Source organism: Arthrobacter pigmenti, from assembly GCF_011927905.1.
Classification (GTDB): Bacteria; Actinomycetota; Actinomycetes; order Actinomycetales; family Micrococcaceae; genus Arthrobacter_D; species Arthrobacter_D pigmenti.
In genome coordinates this window covers 1703641-1720233 of the sequence record NZ_JAATJL010000001.1, presented here as the reverse complement: position 1 = coordinate 1720233, position 16593 = coordinate 1703641, and the positions used below count along the sequence as shown (strand labels likewise).

The window sequence follows — 16593 nt, the reverse complement described above, 5'->3', positions numbered from 1 at the left end:
CAGGGGAATCCGTCCTTGCACACGCGAACCACCATTGCCCGTCGCACATTCGCCAGCTTCAGGACGTACCATGTCACAGATCTACCCCAAGGCCAGCGCCGCCGATCCGGCCGTCTCCGGGTCCGCTTCCCCAAGGTTCCCCGAGCTTGAGCAGCGCGTGCTCAAATACTGGGACGAAGACGGTACTTTTCAGGCCTCCATTGACCAGCGCGACGCCGGCGAAAACGGCGCGAACGAGTTCGTCTTCTACGATGGCCCTCCCTTCGCCAACGGACTGCCGCACTATGGGCACCTGCTCACTGGTTACGCCAAGGATCTCGTCGGCCGCTACCAGACCCAGCGCGGACGCCGGGTCGAACGCCGCTTCGGATGGGACACGCATGGCTTGCCTGCAGAGCTCGAGGCGATGAAGCAGCTCGGGATGAGCGACAAGAAGCAGATCGAAGCGATGGGCATCGACAAGTTCAACGATGCCTGCCGCGCCTCGGTGATGAAGTATGCCGGGGAGTGGCGGGACTACGTGACGCGCCAGGCGCGCTGGGTGGACTTCGAGAACGATTACAAGACGCTCAATGTCGAGTACATGGAGTCCGTGCTCTGGGCCTTCAAGACCCTCCATACCAAGGGTCTGACCTACAACGGGTACCGCGTGCTGCCGTATTGCTGGAAGGACGAGACGCCGCTGTCCAACCACGAACTGCGGATGGACGACGACGTCTACCAGGACCGCCAGGACCAGACCGTCACGGTGACCTTCCCGCTCGTGCCTGGAGATACCCCCCTCTCACGTGAGCTTGCCGGCGTCGAAGCCCTCGCGTGGACCACCACGCCCTGGACACTGCCGACCAACGCCGCACTGGCGGTCGGGCCGGACATCCACTACGCCATCGTTCCCGGCGCCGGTGAGGTCCAGGGCCGTCGGTTCCTCATCGCCGAGGAGCTGTTGGGAGGGTACGCCAAGGATCTGGGTTACGCCTCCGCCGAGGAGGCGCGCGCCGTCGTCGTCGGTACCCACCGGGGAACTGAACTTGAGGGGCTCGCATACCAGCCGCTCTGGGACTACCTCGTTGATCCGGAACGCGGCGGATACCGCAACGCGTTCCGTTTCCTCGTGGCGGACTATGTGACGACGACGGACGGCACGGGCATCGTCCACCAGTCACCCGCCTACGGTGAAGAGGACCAGCGGATCTGCGAGGAGGCCGGAATCCAGGTTGTCCTCTCGGTCGATGAAGGTGCGCGTTTTCTTCCCATGTTCGACGACGGTCCGCTGGCCGACATCGTTGGCCTGCAGGTCTTCGACGCCAACAAGACCATCACGCGGGTTCTGCGCGACGCCGGCCGGCTGGTCCGCCAGGCGAGCTACGTCCACAGCTACCCACACTGCTGGCGCTGCCGCAATCCGCTGATCTACCGGGCTGTGTCCTCGTGGTTCGTCGAGGTGACGAGAATCAAGGACCGCATGGTTGAGCTGAATCAGCAGATCAACTGGATCCCGGAGAACGTCAAGGACGGCCAGTTCGGGAAGTGGCTCGAAAACGCCCGCGACTGGTCGATCAGCCGCAACCGCTACTGGGGCAGCCCTATCCCGGTCTGGGTCTCCGATGATCCCACCTACCCGCGGACCGACGTCTACGGCTCGCTTGCGGAGATCGAACGGGACTTCGGCCGTTTGCCGCGCAACGCCGCCGGGGAGGTGGACCTGCACCGCCCGTTCATCGACGAGTTGACCAGGCCCAACCCGGATGACCCTTCCGGAAACTCCACCATGCGGAGGGTGCCCGACGTACTGGACGTGTGGTTCGACTCCGGCTCGATGCCCTACGCCCAGGTGCACTACCCGATGCAGAACGAGGACTGGTTCGAGTCCCACAACCCGGCCGACTTCATCGTTGAGTACATCGGGCAGACCCGCGGCTGGTTTTACACGCTCCACATCCTGGCAACCGCCCTGTTCGACCGGCCAACGTTTAAGAACGTCATCAGCCACGGCATTGTCCTCGGTTCGGACGGACAGAAGATGTCCAAGAGCCTGCAGAATTACCCGGACGTGTCCGAGGTCCTGGACCGCGACGGTTCCGACGCCATGCGCTGGTTCCTCATGGCCTCGCCGATCCTGCGCGGAGGCAACCTGATCGTGACCGAGCAGGGCATCCGCGATGGCGTCCGCCAGGTCATACTGCCGCTGTGGAACGTGTGGCATTTCTTCTGCCTCTACACCAACGCGGCGGCCGGCGGCGCGGGTTACGAGGCCAGGACCGTGACGGCCGAGGCGGCTTCGGCACTGGCCGACCCGTTAGACCGCTACATCCTCGCCTACACCGGGAACCTGGTCGAGGACATGACAGTCTCGCTCGACGCCTTCAATATCAGTGACGCCTGTGAATCCCTGCGCCGCTACCTGGACACCCTGACAAACTGGTATGTCCGGCGCGGCCGGCAGCGTTTCTTCGACGAGGACACCGACGCCTTCGACGTGCTCTATACGTGCCTCGAGGCCGTGTGCCGGGTTGCGGCTCCATTGCTGCCCCTGGTCACCGAGGAGATCTGGCGGGGACTGACGGGTGGCAGGTCGGTGCACCTGACGGACTGGGCGCCGTCGTCGTCGTTCGCTTCTGCCACTGACCTCGTGGAGCGGATGGACCGCACCCGGCAGGTCTGTTCCACCGGCTCCAGCCTGCGGAAGGCGGCGAACCTCCGGGTGCGCCTCCCACTGTCCGAGCTGACCGTGGTGGCCCCTGGCGCAGGCGAGCTGGAAGGCAACTACCGCGCAATCATCGCGGATGAACTGAACATCAAGTCCGTCCGGCTGATCGACTCCGCTGACGCCTCGCCCGAAGAATTCGGCATCACCCGGAAGCTCGTGGTCAATGCGCGGGCCGCAGGGCCCCGCCTCGGGAAGAACGTTCAGACCGCGATCAAGGCCGCGAAGGCCGGGGACTGGTCCGTGGACGACGACGGCGCGGTCACCGCCGGAGGACTCGGTCTCGAACCCAACGAGTACACCTTGGAGACGGTCGTGGAAAACGACGACGCCGGATCCTCCTCCGCGGTCAGCGTGCTGCCGGGCGGTGGCTTCCTCGTGTTGAACACAGACGTCACAGACGAGTTGGCGGCCGAGGGCACAGCCCGCGACGTAATCCGTTCGATACAGCAGGCGCGACGGGATGCGGATCTTCATATCAGTGACCGCGTCCTCACCACGGTGGAGGCGGGGGAGGAGATCCTCGGTGCCCTCTCTGTGCACGCCGAACTGGTCAAGCAGGAGACTCTGACCGCCGAACTGGAGCTGGTGAGGGGCGAATCATCCGGAGGGGATGGGGTAGTGGTGAAGGTGGTGCGGCAGGCATGAGCGAGAACAACAACCAGGCCGACGGCGGCATCGACCGCTTCTCCGTCGAAAGCGTCTACGCGGAACTGTTGAGTCGCGCACCCGAAAACAAGATGGAGCCGCGCATGGCTCCGCTGTTCCGGGTCATGGAGATCCTCGGCGAACCGAACAGGGCAGTGCCGATCATCCACATCACCGGTACCAACGGGAAGACATCCACGGCGCGCATGATCGAGGGGATCCTGCGCGCACACGACCTGCGAACCGGGCGTTATACCAGTCCCCACCTCACGCGCGTGACGGAGCGGATCAGTATTGACGGCGAGCCGGTAGCGGACGAGACCTTCGTCCGGATCTGGGACGAGATCCGCCCCTACCTGGAGATCGTCGACGGTGAACTGGACGCCGCGGGTGAGCCCCGGTTGACCTATTTCGAGTGCGTGACCATCCTTGCGTTCGCGGTCTTCGCTGATGAGCCGGTGGATGTGGCCGTGATCGAAGTCGGGCTGGGCGGCATCACGGACGCCACGAACGTGGGAGATGGAGCAGTGGCGGTGGTGACGCCGATCTCGCTCGATCACACAGAGCTGCTGGGGGACACACCGGGCGACATCGCTGTAGAGAAGGCCGGGATCATCAAGCCCGGTGGATTCCTGGTCAGCGCCGCGCAGCCGCAGGACGCCGCTCAGGTGCTCCTTGAGAGGGCCCGTGAGGCCGGTGTCGAGTTCCGTTTCCAGGGAGTGGAGTTCGGGGTGGAGGAGCGTCGGATCGCTGTTGGCGGCCAGCAAATCTCAGTGTCGGGTATCGCCGGCCGGTATTCCGAGGTGTTGCTTCCGCTGCACGGCGAGCATCAGGCCCAGAACGCAGCAGTAGCCATTGCAGCCGTGGAGGCGTTCCTTGGCGGGGGCACCAGGGAGCTCGATGCCGACGTCGTCCGTGCCGGGCTCGAATCGGTGACCTCTCCCGGGAGGCTCGAGCTCGTGAGGACGGCGCCGAGCATCCTGATCGACGCGGCACACAATGCTGCGGGCGCCCGCGCCTCGGCCAAGGCCATCAACGAGGCGTTCGAGTTCAGCAAGCTGGTCCTGGTGATCGGCGTACTCAGGGACAAGGACGCCGGCGCCATCCTTGCGGAGCTGCACGAGGAACTCGGTGGCATTCTGGAGGACGTGTGCCTCACCCAGTCAACCTCCCCCCGCGCGATTCCGCCGGAGGAGTTGCGCCGGGAAGCGCTCGCGGCGGGGTTCGCCGACGAACGCATACACATCGCCGAACGCCTCGACGATGCGCTCGAATGGGCAGTCATGACGGCCGAGGCAGACGGGGATCTCGGTGGGGGCGGAGTTCTCGTGACCGGTTCAATCACGGTGGTGGGCGAAGCCCGCACCCTGCTCGGCAAGTAGGAGATGGCGATGGTTCGACAGACCAAGGCACAGCGTCAATGGCGCCCCGGCATGCCGAAGAAACGCCGTTCAGTGAAGGTGATGTTCGCCTCCACGGTGCTGCTCCTAGAAGCGTTCGTGGTTCTCTTCGCCACTCTCGTAGTGTTCGGGCTGCGCGGCGACGAGATTCCCGTCGGGGTCATCCTCGGAGTTGGCCTGGGACTGAGTGCGGTGCTGATTTTCTCCTGCGCCCTGCTGACCAAACCGTACGGTATCCTCCTGGGCTGGATACTGCAGGGACTGATCATCCTGACGGGAATCGCTGAACCGATGATGTTCGTGGTCGGAGTCCTGTTTGCCCTGACCTGGCTGTACGGGATCAGGACAGGCGCCAGGCTGGATCGCGAGAACGTTGAACGCGACAGGCAGCAGGCCGAATGGGAGCGCGCACACCCCGAGCAGGCAGACGGGGCGTAGTACGCCTCCTGCGTTTAGTAGAGTCAACGGTGGAAACGGGCCGGGTACACCGGCCGCATCAACGTGGAAAGAGGTTGTTCGATGAGTGCTGAGCGCACCCTGGTACTGGTCAAGCCCGACGGCGTCTCCCGAGGACTGAGCGGGAAAATCCTCGCGCGGGTTGAGGCCAAGGGATACAGGCTGATCGATCTGTCGCTTGTTTCCGCCACACGGGAGAAGCTCGAAGCCCACTACGCCGAGCACGTCGGCAAGCCGTTCTACGAACCGCTCGTCGAGTTCATGCTCAGCGGGCCCATTGTTGCGGCCGTCTTTGAGGGTGAACGTGTGATCGAGGGCTTCCGCTCACTCGCCGGAGCAACGGAACCGACGACGGCGGCACCCGGCACCATCCGTGGCGATTTCGGCCGTGACTGGGGGCTGAAGGTGCAGCAGAACCTCGTGCACGGATCGGATTCCGTGGAGTCCGCCGAAAAGGAAATCGGCATCTGGTTCAGCTGACCCGTAGGCTTGAGCGCATGACTGAATACCGGAGACTTGGCACATCTGGATTGAGCGTTTCGGTGGTCGGCCTGGGGTGTAACAACCTTGGCCGGCCGGGAACGCCGTCGGAATCGCAACGAGGCGCCAACGCCGTCATCAGCGCCGCGGTTGAAGCGGGCATCACCCTGTTCGACGTAGCTGACTCCTACGGCCGGACGCCCGGGCTGAGCGAGGAGATGCTCGGCAGGGCGCTGGGGCGCAACCGGGACGACGTCGTTCTGGCAACCAAGTTTGGGCTGGACCTGAAGGGCGCCAACGGGCCGGACTGGGCTGCCCGAGGCTCGCGCCGATACATCATCCGGGCTGTCGAAGCTTCCCTGAAACGGTTGAACACTGAATGGATCGACCTCTACCAGTACCACGCGCCCGACGCCGCAACGCCGATCGATGAGACGCTGTCCGCGCTGGACCACCTCGTACAGAGCGGCAAGGTCCGGTACATCGGGCACTCAAATTTTGCGGGCTGGCAGGTCGCTGAAGCCGAGTACGTCGCCCGCCAACTCGGGCGTACCCGGTTTATCTCAGCGCAGAACCACTACAACCTGCTGGAACGCAGGGTGGAACGTGAGGTTGTCCCGGCCGCGGCCGCTTACGGCCTCGGTCTCCTGCCCTACTTCCCCCTCGCCAACGGCCTCCTCACGGGGAAGTACGGGGCGGGTAGCGCTCCTGCGGGGAGCCGGTTGACGCATTCCCGCACAAATCTGCTCGATCAGGCGGACTGGGATCAGCTCGCCGATTTCAGCGCCTACGCGCGGGCCCGCTCCCTGACCGAGCTCCAGGTGGCGTTCTCCTGGCTGGCGAGCCGGCCCACCGTAGCCAGCGTGATCGCCGGGGCTACGAAACCGGAGCAGGTCAGGCAGAACGCGGAGGCTGTCAGCTGGGTCCCCACGGAGGCAGACCTTGAGGAGCTGGACAGGATCTTTCCGGCGAACTGACGCCAGGCACGCATCGAGCGGCCGGCAACAACGCTTCTACAGAATGGAATCCGTTATTGCCGCCAACGCGATGAGGGATTAGTGGAACGTTCGGCCGTTCACACGATCCGACGCACCCACCCGGTCGAGGTAGGGGGTGATACCGCCAAGATGCATGGGCCAGCCAGCGCCAAGGATCATGCAGAGGTCAATATCCTGGGGAGCGGCAACCACGCCCTCGCTGAGCATTCGGCCAATCTCATCCGCGAGCGCGTCCTGGGTGCGCCGCAGCACTTCCTCGCTGGTCGAGGGCGATGAACCAAACTCAAGCAGCGCAAGGGTTTCTTCCGGCACGACGTCGTTGCCCGAGTCGTCCTTTTCCCACAGCCCCTGCTTCCCGGCGTCAATAAGCCGCTGTTGGTTCTTCGACAGATGGAAGCGGTCGCCGAAAGCGTCGTTCAACGATTCCTGTACATGCTGTCCAACGGGTAGCCCTACGAGGGCCAGGAGTTTGAACGGTGTCATAGGAAGGCCCATCGGGCGCAGCGCATTATCCGCGGTGGCGGCATCCGTTCCCTCATCGAAGACTGCGGTGATTTCGCCGAACATGCGGCCGAGAATTCGATTGACCACAAATGCCGGCGCATCCTTCACGAGCACCGCGGACTTCTTGAGTTCCTTTGCCGCCGCGAACGCGGTAGCGAGGACTTCCTGGCTGGTGTGCGGAGCATTCACCACCTCCAGCAGCGGCATTGCAGCCACAGGGTTGAAGAAGTGGAAACCCACCACGCGCTCGGGGTGCTTGAGGTTCTCGGCCATCGCTGCAACGGAAAGGGACGACGTGTTGGTGGCGAGGATGCATTCGGGTGAAACGACCTCCTCCACCTCCGCAAACACGGTCTTCTTCACCTGAAGTTCTTCAAACACCGCTTCGATAACGAAGTCAGCGTCGGCGAAGGCTGCTTTCGATACGGACCCGGATACCAGTCCCTTGATCCGATTGGCGCCGTCAGCGGACAGGCGCTTCTTCGCGAGCAGCTTCTCCGCTTCGCCGTGCACCCAGCCCACGCCCTTGTCCACCCGCGACTGGTCTATATCGGTAAGCACAACCGGAACGCGAAGCTGCCGCGCGAAAAGCAGTGCAAGCTGGCTCGCCATCAATCCGGCACCAACCACGCCCACCTTGGTAACCGGCCGTGCCAGGGCTGCGTCGGGTGCGCCGGCGGGACGCTTGGCCCGTTTCTGGACCAGGTCCAGGAAGGCATACACTGTGGCGTGGAACTGGGGCGACTGCATCAGTTCCGTGAGTGCCTCGCATTCGGCGGCCGCGGATTCTTCGCGCGTTCGGTGCTGGGCCGCCTCAAACAGGTCCAGCACCTTTCCGGGCGCGGGGGCAGCGTTTCCCGTCTTCGACTCGACGAAGGCACGCCCTGCCGCCACGGTAGCCTTCCACTCGCCGTCGTCATGGCGGGACAGCTCGGCGCGACGCGCCTGGACGGAAGAAGCATCCGAGAGCACTCCCAGGGCCCACTGAAGCGACTGCTCCAGGAAATCGGCCGGCTCAAAGAGCGCATCAGCGATGCCGATGTCATATGCCGCGCGGCCGTCCAGCATGCGGTTGTTGCTGAGCGGGTTTTCAATCATCACCTTCAACGCCGCAGCCGGGCCGGTGAGACGGGGCAGCCGATACACGCCGCCCCAGCCCGGGACCAACCCGATGAAAGCCTCCGGCAATCCGATACCGGAAGCTCCGGTCGAGACTGTGCGATAGGTGGCCGCGAGTGCAATTTCCAACCCGCCGCCCAAGGCAACACCGTTGATGAAGGCGAAGCTCGGCACACCCAGATCGCCGAGCAGGTTGTACGCAGAGTGGCCAAGCTCGGCCATGAGGCGGCCATGCTCGGCCGCCTTCAGTGATTTCACCGTTGACAGATCGGCGCCTGCGGCGAGGAAATAGGGCTTGCCGGTCAGCCCGACGGCGACCAGCTCGCCCGCACCCGCGCGTTTCTGCAGCGATTCCAGGGTGCGACCGAACTCGATGAGCGTGTTGGGCCCGAGGGTGGTTGGTTTGTTGTGGTCCAGCCCGTTGTCCAGCGTTATCAGCGCCATGATCCCGGCGCCGCCTGGTAGCTCGACATCCTGCACCAGCGAGTGGGTCACCACTTCATCGGGTACAAGCGCGGCCAGTTCTTCGAAGCGATCAAAACTCATGCTGCGTCCTCCGACATCTTCAGCGAGTAGTCTGCGTGATGAGGGTTCTCCCAGATGACGGTCCCACCCATTCCCAATCCCACGCACATGGTGGTCATTCCGTATCGCACGCTGGGATCCTCCTCGAACTGGCGAGCGAGTTGGGTCATCAGACGCACTCCCGAGGAGGCCAGGGGATGCCCGACGGCAATCGCGCCTCCATAGCGGTTGACCCTCGGATCATCGTCGGTGATGCCGAAGTGATCCAGGAACGAAAGCACTTGAACGGCGAAGGCCTCATTGATCTCGAACAGGCCGATGTCCTCAATGCGCAACCCCGCCTGGCGCAGTGCCTTTTCCGTGGCGGGAACTGGCCCGATTCCCATTACTTCGGGTTCTACGCCCGCGAAGGCATAGGAGACCAGCCGCATTTTCACCGGCAAGCCCAGCTCGGCCGCGGCGTCGGAGGAGGCGAGCAGGGCCGCCGTCGCGCCGTCGTTCAGCCCTGCTGCGTTGCCGGCTGTGACCCGCCCATGCGGGCGGAACGGGGTGCGAAGCGAAGCGAGATCCTCCAGCGATGTGCCGGGTCGAGGGGGCTCGTCCGTGTGGTGCAATGTCCAGCCCGAACCGGGCTTCCTCCCCGCAACGGGGACGAGGTCGGGCTGGATCCGGTTGTTGCCGTAGGCTTCGGCGAGTTTCGCCTGACTCGCGACGGCATAGGAATCAGCACGCTCCTTGGTAACCGCAGGGAAGCGATCGTGCAGGTTCTCCGCAGTGTTGCCCATATTGAGTGCCGCCGGATCCACAAGCTTCTCCGTGAGGAACCGGGGGTTGGGATCGGTCCCGGCGCCCATCGGATGGTGGCCCATGTGCTCAACGCCGCCGGCCACAACGACGTCATAGGCTCCGAAGGCGATGCCCGAAGCTGTGGTGGTCACAGCGGTCATGGCGCCCGCACACATCCGGTCGATAGCGAATCCCGGGACCGTTCGCGGCAGCCCGGCGAGCAGGGCGGCCGTTCGTCCGATTGTGAGTCCCTGATCGCCGGTCTGGGTTGTTGCGGCGATCGCGATGTCGTCGATGCGTTCCGGGGGAAGCGACGGATTGCGGCGCAGAAGTTCGCGAATGCATTTGACGACAAGGTCATCAGCCCTGGTTCCCGCGTGGATTCCCTTCTCGCCGGCCTTGCCGAAGGGCGTCCTTACGCCGTCAACAAAGACAACCTCTCGAACGTGCCGCCCTGTTGCTGTGGGCTCTGTGGGCATAATCGCTCCTCATCGAGTAACTGGATCAGCCCTATGTTACTCGCCGGTAACATCGCGCCGCAACATGGCTGACGCCCTCACTGGCCTTTCGGTTGTTTGGGCTGAAGCGGATCGGGGTCAAGGAAGGCAACGGTGATCACGGCGGCTACATGCTCGATCTGCCAGCGGCGGGCGCCGAGCTCGGCCAGAGCTGCCGATACAGTGTCGAGGTCAATCCGTGCAGGAGGGCGCCAGGAGAGCCGGCGAAGGTAATCGGGAGTGAGAAGGTTTTCGATTGGCATATCCAGCTTCTCAGCTACGGCGGCTACCCGCGGCTTGGCGGTTTGAAGCCGTGCCGCAGCCGCCGGATCCTTCTCCGGCCAAACGCGCGGGGGAGGAGGGGCGTTGGTGGGCAGCTGTAGCTCCGGCAGGTCCCGCGACATACGAGCCGCGGTGATGCACCGAAGCCACCGCGGAGCTTCACGCTGGGCTGCCCTTCCATGAAATCCGTTCACGCCGAGCAGCTGGGGTACGGTCTGCGGCATGGCCCGTGCCGCTGCTACTATCGCGGCGTCCGGGATCAATCTGCCGGGTGCGACGTCGCGTTTCTCCGCCAGAAGCTCCCGCTCCGTCCACAACTCACGTACTGCCGCTAACTGGCGCCGGTCACGCACCTGGTGGACGCCGGATGTACGACGCCAGGGATCCATCTTCGGGGGCATCGGCGGACTGGTACGAATGAACTCGAATTCCTCCTGCGCAATTGCCAGTTTGCCGTTCCCCTCGAGGATCTCGATGAGGTGCCCGCGCAGTTCCACCAGGACTTCGACATCCAGCGCCGCGTAGCGTAGCCATGGTTCCGGCAGCGGACGCTGAGACCAGTCTGCCGCCGAGTGCTCCTTTGCCAGCGTGAATCCCAGCAGGCTCTCGATGACCGCGGCAAGCCCTACCCTCGGCAAACCGGCAAGGCGGGCAGCCAGCTCGGTATCGAAAAGCTTGTCCGGCCACATACCGAGCGCAGACAGGCACGGAAGGTCCTGGGTGGCAGCGTGGAGAATCCACTCAACCCCGGAGAGAGCGTCATTGATGATCGACAAGTCGGTATAAGGTTCCGGATCAATCAGCCAGGTGCCGGCGTCCTCCCGACGAATCTGGACCAGGAACGCCCGCTGGCCGTAACGGAAACCGGACGCTCGTTCGGCATCAACTGCGGCCGGCCCGGTTCCGGAGGCGAGCGCCTTTGCCGCGCGTTCCAGACCGGCGGGTGTGTCGATGACGAATGGGACGCCTTCTCGGGGTGATTCGAGCAAGGGCAGTTCAGTCGAGGTGCCTGCAGCGGATGCGCTGACACCTGCGGCGCTGCTGTCAGGCTCGGATTGCTGCTGGATCATGGTGATGCCAGTCTAACCGTGCTGCTGCGCGGAACCGGGGCATTGCAACGCCCCTGCTCCGGTGTTACTCCGACGGATAGCTCTAGTTTCGGCGTCGGCTCGGCAGTGCGGCAACGCCGTCGGGCAACGGCGGAAGACCGGCGAACGTGCACACCATGTCCGCCCACGCTTCGAGGTGGTTCTGCACACTTCCTGAATCGGGGGTCCAGGACGCCCGCAGTTCGATATCAATGGTGTCAACACGATCGGCCAGTGATCCGAAACTTTCGGAGAGGATGCGGGTGGCGGTTCCGCCTGCTGACCGGTGGCCCGCGTCGTGCGTCTGCAGCGCTTCAACCAGCCAGGTCCATGCAACCGACCCCAGGAGTGCGTCGTTGCCCATATCCGGCTCCAATTGGGCACGAATGTAGGTGACGATCCGGAACGTTCCATCCCAGACCTCGGAGCCGTCTGGGTCATAGAGGAGGATGAAGCGGCCTGTGGCCAGCTCCTCGGGGTCTGCAGGCTGTAGGGCGGCCCGCGCCGGACCGTGCACGGGAACGGGTCCCGGACGAGCGTCCTGCAGGACCTCGGCGCCCAACGCCACCGCGTATGGCGCGAGCCGGGAGGGCGCCGGAATCTCATCGAGGCGGAGTTCACTGCGGCACTTCGCCCGCCTCAGGCCGGCCAGGGCATTCAGGAATTCTGGGGGGACCTGCGAAAGGTCACCAATAGCACTCACCTTCGAAGGTTAAGCCCCAACCCGGTGCCCGCGCGGAGTGCCACGCCGGACGGCCTCGCAAGACCCGGCGGGAAACGCGGCTAACCGGCCGCAACTTCGCTCCGGATGGCCGCAGCGAAAGCATCCACGTCCTCCGGCGTAGTGTCGAAGGAGCACATCCACCGCACCTCACCTGTGGACGGGTCCCAGTCGTAGAAACGGAACTGCTCGCGGATGCGGTCTGCCGTACCGGGCGGAAGGATCGCGAAAACCGCGTTCGCCGTCGTCGGCTGTGTCAACGTGACGCCCTCGATCCCGGAGACGGCGGCCGTGAGCCGCGCCGCCATGGCGTTGGCGTGGCTCGCGGAGCGAAGCCAAAGTCCATCTTCGAGCAGTGCCACGAGCTGGGCGGAAACAAATCGCATCTTGGAGGCAAGCTGCATGTTCATCTTGCGGAGGTACTCCAGCCCGGTCGCCGCCGCTGGATTCAGGACCACAACGCACTCGCCGAACATCAGGCCGTTCTTCGTTCCGCCGAAAGACAGGACGTCGACGCCGGCATCACGGGTGAAGGCACGGAGCGGCACTCCGAGGGCGGCAGCCGCATTGGCGATCCGTGCTCCGTCCAGGTGCAGATGCATGCCGCGGGCGTGAACATGGTCGGCGATCGCGCGGATCTCTTCAGGGGTATAGAGCGTACCGAGTTCGGTGGTCTGGGTGATCGAGACGGCCAGTGGCTGCGCACGGTGCTCATCCCCCCAGCCCCAGGCTTCGAGGTCTATCAGTTCAGGCGTGAGCTTGCCATCCGGCGTGGCCACAGCAAGCAGCTTCATTCCGCCGACCCGCTCCGGCGCACCGTTCTCATCCACATTGATGTGCGCGGTCTTCGCACAGATCACCGCACCCCAGCGCGGCAGCAGCGACTGCAGGCCAAGGACGTTGGCGCCCGTGCCGTTGAACACCGGGTAGGCCAAAGTTCCCTCACCGAAATGCTCCACCATCAGTTCGCTCAGGCGGGACGTATACACGTCCTCGCCGTAGGCCACCTGATGGCCCTCGTTGGCGGCAGCAAGAGCGGCGAGCACCTCGGCGTGTACGCCGGAGTAGTTGTCGGAGGCGAAACCCCGGACGTTGGGGTCGTGCAGGCGGGCGGGGACAGAGATGGTTTCAGTCACTATTCCAGTATTCCGTATCGGTAGGTTCAGTCCGCGAGCACCAGCCGCTGGCCGTTAATCGCGGCCGGCGCCTGGTCGAAGAGCCCAGCCAGCGTGGCGGCAAGGTCGCGAACGTGCGTGTATCCGGGAAAACGGCGGTCCGGCCTCGCGGCCTGCATGCCGTCGTCGAGCAGTGCTTTGACGACGACGATCGCGGCGGCCGGTCCCTTCGCATCGCTCTCGGACTGGCCGGCGAATTCGTGTGCCACTGCGCGAACCCAGGTTTCGGCGGCGGCTTTCACCGCAGCATACGAGGCATTGCCTGCAGTGGGTTGATCTACGGCAGTGGCGGAGACTATGGCGAGCCTTCCCCGCGCCGATCGCTCAAGGTCCGAAACGAACGAACGGGTGGTGTTTCGAAGCGTTGTCAGCACCGAGGTGTGCAGGAACTCGTAGTCCTCCTCGGCCTGTCCTTCGATGCCGGATCCTCCCCGCCATCCGCCCACGAGGTGTATTAGTCCGTCTACCGCAATGCCCTCGTCCCGCAAACGCGCCGCGAGCGAGCCAACTGCGGCAGCGTCCGCCAGGTTGCACGTGCGCAACTCGACGGTGGGCATGTGACCAAGCGCACTCTGCAGGCGTCCGGAGTCCGACCCGACGGCTATCACTTTCGCACCCGCGGCAGAGAGCGCCTCAGCTGTGGCTATTCCGGCCTGGCTCGTAGCCCCTGCGATCAGGACGTGCAAACTTGAATGATCGCTCACGGATTGCGCCCCGTGATGCCGGCTGTGGATTCGATGACGTCCTTCATCTTGCGGTCCAGCGCCTCGAAGAACATGGAGAGGGGGAACTCATCGTCCAGGACGGCATCGGTCAGACCGCGCGGCGGTCCGTCCAGCGGCAGCGCGTCCGGTCCCTTTGCCCAGATTGAGGCAGGGTGCGGCGTGACGGTTTCTGAGACGAGTTCGTAGGCAGCAAGCCAGTGCGCGATCTTGGGACGGTCGATCGAGCGCCAGTACAGCTGCTGGATCTTCTCACCCAGGGCGATGACGACGCCGGGTACTTCGTCCCAGTCGATAGTCAGGGTGGTATCGGTCCAGTGCAATACGTGGTTCTGGTGCAGCCAGGCAAAGAGCAGTTGCCCGCCGAGGCCGTCGTAGTTCCGCACGCGGCTTCCCGTGATGGCGAAGCGGAAGATGCGGTCGAAGATCACCGCGTACTGTACGAGGCGGGCATGGCGACGCGCTTCTTCGGAGGCGTCGTCGTCGGCCGCTATCCGGACGGATTCGCGGAAGGCGGTGAGGTCGCACCGCAACTCCTCAAGCGAGTAGAGGAAGTACGGCATGCGCTGCTTGATCATGAAGGGGTCGAATGGCAGATCGCCGCGCATGTGCGTTCTGTCATGGATGAGATCCCACATGACGAACGTCTCTTCGGCGAGGTGCTGGTCTTCGAGGAGAAGACGGGCCTCTTCCGGTAGTTCCAGGCGCGTGATGTCGGCGGCCGCTGCAACGACACGGCGGAAGCGGGCTGCCTCCCGGTCCGCGAAGATGGCGCCCCACGTAAACTGGGGGGTCTCGCGCACGGCGACGGTCTCGGGGAAAAGCACCGCGGAGTTGGTGTCATAACCGGGCGTGAAGTCAAGGAACCTGATGGGAACGAAGAGCTTGTTGGAGTAATCGCCGGCCTCAAGCTCAGCGATGAACTCCGGCCAGAGAACCTCGATGAGCACGGCTTCGACCAGGCGGTTGGTACTTCCGTTCTGGGTATACATGGGGAAGATCACCAGATGTCGGCGTCCGTCGGCGCGGTCCAGTTGGGGCTGGAACTCCACCAGCGAGTCCAGGAAGTCCGGCACGCCGAGACCTGCGTCATTCCAGCGGCCGAAGTCGCTCACCAGCGCATCCAGATACACACGGTCGTGTGAGAAGAGCGGCGTAAGTTCCTGGATGCAGCGGATGATGGTATCCACGTTCGCCGAGGCTGCCGGTATGTCCGCTTGGTCGGCAACGGAGCCGTCCTTCGCCTGCAAAGGCTGGAGTGCTGCCGCGGCATCCTTGAGATCTTGCCATGCGGGCAGCGTCTGCGGCTGGTTCTCGGGGTTCGTCCGGATGCTGGAGTCGAGGGTCTGGGTCACGATTACTCCTGTGTCGGTTGCGTGGATCAGTAGCGCTGTGATTGCTTCTGAGCCTAGCAACAGAACAGGTAATCTAATCCATCAGAACCTCATGCGTAAGGAACTCTTATTCAACATCCCGGAGAATTGCGGTTTGGCCTCCACGGCCGCTTCGGCTTCGTCAGACCTGCGGCACCAGACGCATGGAGACAGAATTGATGCAATAGCGCTGGTCCGTGGGTGTGCCGTAGCCCTCACCCTCGAACACATGGCCGAGGTGCGAGTCGCAGCGCGCGCATCTGACCTCGACCCGCTCCATGCCCAGGGTCTTGTCCCGGATGTACCGGACGCGATCCTCGGCGAGCGGTGCCCAGAACGATGGCCAACCACAGTGGGAATCGAACTTCTCGTTGCTCGTGAACAGCTCATGTCCACATGCCCTGCACTGGTACATTCCGCGGGTGTGCGTGTCATGGTACTCACCGGTGAACGGCCGTTCAGTGCCTGCCTGGCGCAGGACGTGGTATTCCTCGGGCGTCAGCTCCCGCCGCCACTCTTCGTCGGTCTTTTCGATACGGGCGGTGTCGGTGCCGTGGCCGGTTTCAGGAAGTTGTTCTGGAGTGCTCATGTCCTCGTTAACGACTAGGAGTCGCCGATAAATCCCGAACCCGAATACAGATGCAAAACCGGCACGCCGAGTTTGTCCTGCGCCTGGTTCGCCCAATCGGTGTGGAACGTGTCCGCCACAGCGTGTGGGCGGGTGATCACAACTGCCTGCCTTGCCTGCCGTTCGTTGGCCGCGTTGACCATGGCCTCCACGGCATTGCCCGGAGCTACGGCACCTTGCGCGTTCAACCCGGCCGCTGCCAGTGCTGCAAGGGAGCGCTGCAGGGAGCTTTCGGCCGAAACCCGCGTCTCTTCGGCGCTGGGCTGTCCTTGCGACAGGTCACGGAACGCCTCGGCGAACTCGAGAAGACTGAGATGGTGCAGGAACTCCCCGAGTACGTTCTTGTGCCGGTCTTCGGGTATCACCACGAAGTAGCTGGGAGCGTCTTCGCCTGCCAGGGTTTGAAGATTGCGGATATCCGCCGCTTCGATGGGCTCTTCCGCCAGTACCACGATCGTCTCAACCATGAGTCCACAGTAGTGGGCCG

At 64.0% G+C, this 16593-nt stretch carries 14 protein-coding genes; 5 read left to right on the top strand and 9 right to left on the bottom strand.

The window, feature by feature from the left end; genetic code table 11:
* Positions 1-70: 70 nt before the first annotated feature.
* From ileS to BJ994_RS07845, 5 genes are all read left to right on the top strand, one after another.
* Positions 71-3352, top strand: a complete 3282-nt coding sequence (gene ileS, locus BJ994_RS07865) for an isoleucine--tRNA ligase (protein ID WP_167993131.1) — start codon at positions 71-73, stop codon at positions 3350-3352.
* Positions 3349-4734, top strand: coding sequence for a bifunctional folylpolyglutamate synthase/dihydrofolate synthase (locus BJ994_RS07860; RefSeq protein ID WP_167993129.1), 1386 nt, complete (start codon positions 3349-3351; stop codon positions 4732-4734). The genes ileS and BJ994_RS07860 overlap by 4 nt, the downstream gene beginning before the upstream one ends.
* Before the next feature lie 9 nt (positions 4735-4743).
* Positions 4744-5190, top strand: a complete 447-nt coding sequence (locus BJ994_RS07855; protein ID WP_167993127.1) for a DUF4233 domain-containing protein — start codon at positions 4744-4746, stop codon at positions 5188-5190.
* A gap of 81 nt (positions 5191-5271) precedes the next feature.
* Positions 5272-5688: a nucleoside-diphosphate kinase gene (ndk, locus tag BJ994_RS07850; RefSeq protein WP_167993125.1), complete on the top strand. Its 417-nt coding sequence runs from the start codon at positions 5272-5274 to the stop codon at positions 5686-5688.
* A 17-nt stretch (positions 5689-5705) separates the two neighbouring features.
* Positions 5706-6665 carry an aldo/keto reductase gene (locus BJ994_RS07845; RefSeq protein ID WP_167993122.1) on the top strand — a complete coding sequence of 320 codons (960 nt, stop codon included), beginning with the start codon at positions 5706-5708 and terminating at the stop codon, positions 6663-6665.
* A gap of 78 nt (positions 6666-6743) precedes the next feature.
* Here the strand turns inward: BJ994_RS07845 and BJ994_RS07840 are convergent, their stop codons facing one another.
* From BJ994_RS07840 to BJ994_RS07800, 9 genes are all read right to left on the bottom strand, one after another.
* Positions 6744-8855 carry a 3-hydroxyacyl-CoA dehydrogenase NAD-binding domain-containing protein gene (locus BJ994_RS07840; RefSeq protein ID WP_167993120.1) on the bottom strand — a complete coding sequence of 704 codons (2112 nt, stop codon included), beginning with the start codon at positions 8853-8855 and terminating at the stop codon, positions 6744-6746.
* Positions 8852-10099 (bottom strand): thiolase family protein, encoded by a 1248-nt coding sequence (locus tag BJ994_RS07835; RefSeq protein WP_167993118.1) that lies wholly within the window; start codon positions 10097-10099, stop codon positions 8852-8854. The genes BJ994_RS07840 and BJ994_RS07835 overlap by 4 nt, the downstream gene beginning before the upstream one ends.
* Before the next feature lie 77 nt (positions 10100-10176).
* A complete protein-coding gene (locus tag BJ994_RS07830) occupies positions 10177-11469 on the bottom strand; it encodes an HRDC domain-containing protein (RefSeq protein ID WP_167993116.1) in 1293 nt (430 codons plus the stop codon).
* Between the two features lie 82 nt (positions 11470-11551).
* Positions 11552-12181, bottom strand: coding sequence for a DUF3000 family protein (locus BJ994_RS07825; protein WP_167995920.1), 630 nt, complete (start codon positions 12179-12181; stop codon positions 11552-11554).
* 89 nt (positions 12182-12270) lie between these two features.
* Entirely contained in the window at positions 12271-13344 is a 1074-nt protein-coding gene (locus BJ994_RS07820) for a beta-eliminating lyase-related protein (protein WP_167993114.1), read from the bottom strand.
* A gap of 26 nt (positions 13345-13370) precedes the next feature.
* Complete coding sequence (locus BJ994_RS07815) at positions 13371-14087, bottom strand: SDR family NAD(P)-dependent oxidoreductase (protein WP_167993112.1); 717 nt, start codon at positions 14085-14087, stop codon at positions 13371-13373.
* The gene (locus tag BJ994_RS07810) at positions 14084-15436 is read right to left on the bottom strand and encodes a DUF6421 family protein (protein WP_342450441.1); all 1353 of its coding nucleotides are present in this window, start codon (positions 15434-15436) and stop codon (positions 14084-14086) included. Before BJ994_RS07810 ends, BJ994_RS07815 begins: the two co-directional genes overlap by 4 nt.
* 184 nt (positions 15437-15620) lie before the next feature.
* A complete protein-coding gene (gene msrB / locus BJ994_RS07805) occupies positions 15621-16067 on the bottom strand; it encodes a peptide-methionine (R)-S-oxide reductase MsrB (RefSeq protein ID WP_167993108.1) in 447 nt (148 codons plus the stop codon).
* A 14-nt stretch (positions 16068-16081) separates the two neighbouring features.
* Positions 16082-16573: a hypothetical protein gene (locus tag BJ994_RS07800; protein ID WP_167993106.1), complete on the bottom strand. Its 492-nt coding sequence runs from the start codon at positions 16571-16573 to the stop codon at positions 16082-16084.
* Between the last annotated feature and the right edge of the window lie 20 nt (positions 16574-16593).

Coding starts and splice junctions, on each gene's coding strand:
- ileS (WP_167993131.1), top strand. CDS start 71: ATGTCACAGATCTACCCCAAGGCCAGCGCCGCCGATCCGGCCGTCTCC.
- BJ994_RS07860 (WP_167993129.1), top strand. CDS start 3,349: ATGAGCGAGAACAACAACCAGGCCGACGGCGGCATCGACCGCTTCTCC.
- BJ994_RS07855 (WP_167993127.1), top strand. CDS start 4,744: ATGGTTCGACAGACCAAGGCACAGCGTCAATGGCGCCCCGGCATGCCG.
- ndk (WP_167993125.1), top strand. CDS start 5,272: ATGAGTGCTGAGCGCACCCTGGTACTGGTCAAGCCCGACGGCGTCTCC.
- BJ994_RS07845 (WP_167993122.1), top strand. CDS start 5,706: ATGACTGAATACCGGAGACTTGGCACATCTGGATTGAGCGTTTCGGTG.
- BJ994_RS07840 (WP_167993120.1), bottom strand. CDS start 8,855: ATGAGTTTTGATCGCTTCGAAGAACTGGCCGCGCTTGTACCCGATGAA.
- BJ994_RS07835 (WP_167993118.1), bottom strand. CDS start 10,099: ATGCCCACAGAGCCCACAGCAACAGGGCGGCACGTTCGAGAGGTTGTC.
- BJ994_RS07830 (WP_167993116.1), bottom strand. CDS start 11,469: ATGATCCAGCAGCAATCCGAGCCTGACAGCAGCGCCGCAGGTGTCAGC.
- msrB (WP_167993108.1), bottom strand. CDS start 16,067: ATGAGCACTCCAGAACAACTTCCTGAAACCGGCCACGGCACCGACACC.
- BJ994_RS07800 (WP_167993106.1), bottom strand. CDS start 16,573: ATGGTTGAGACGATCGTGGTACTGGCGGAAGAGCCCATCGAAGCGGCG.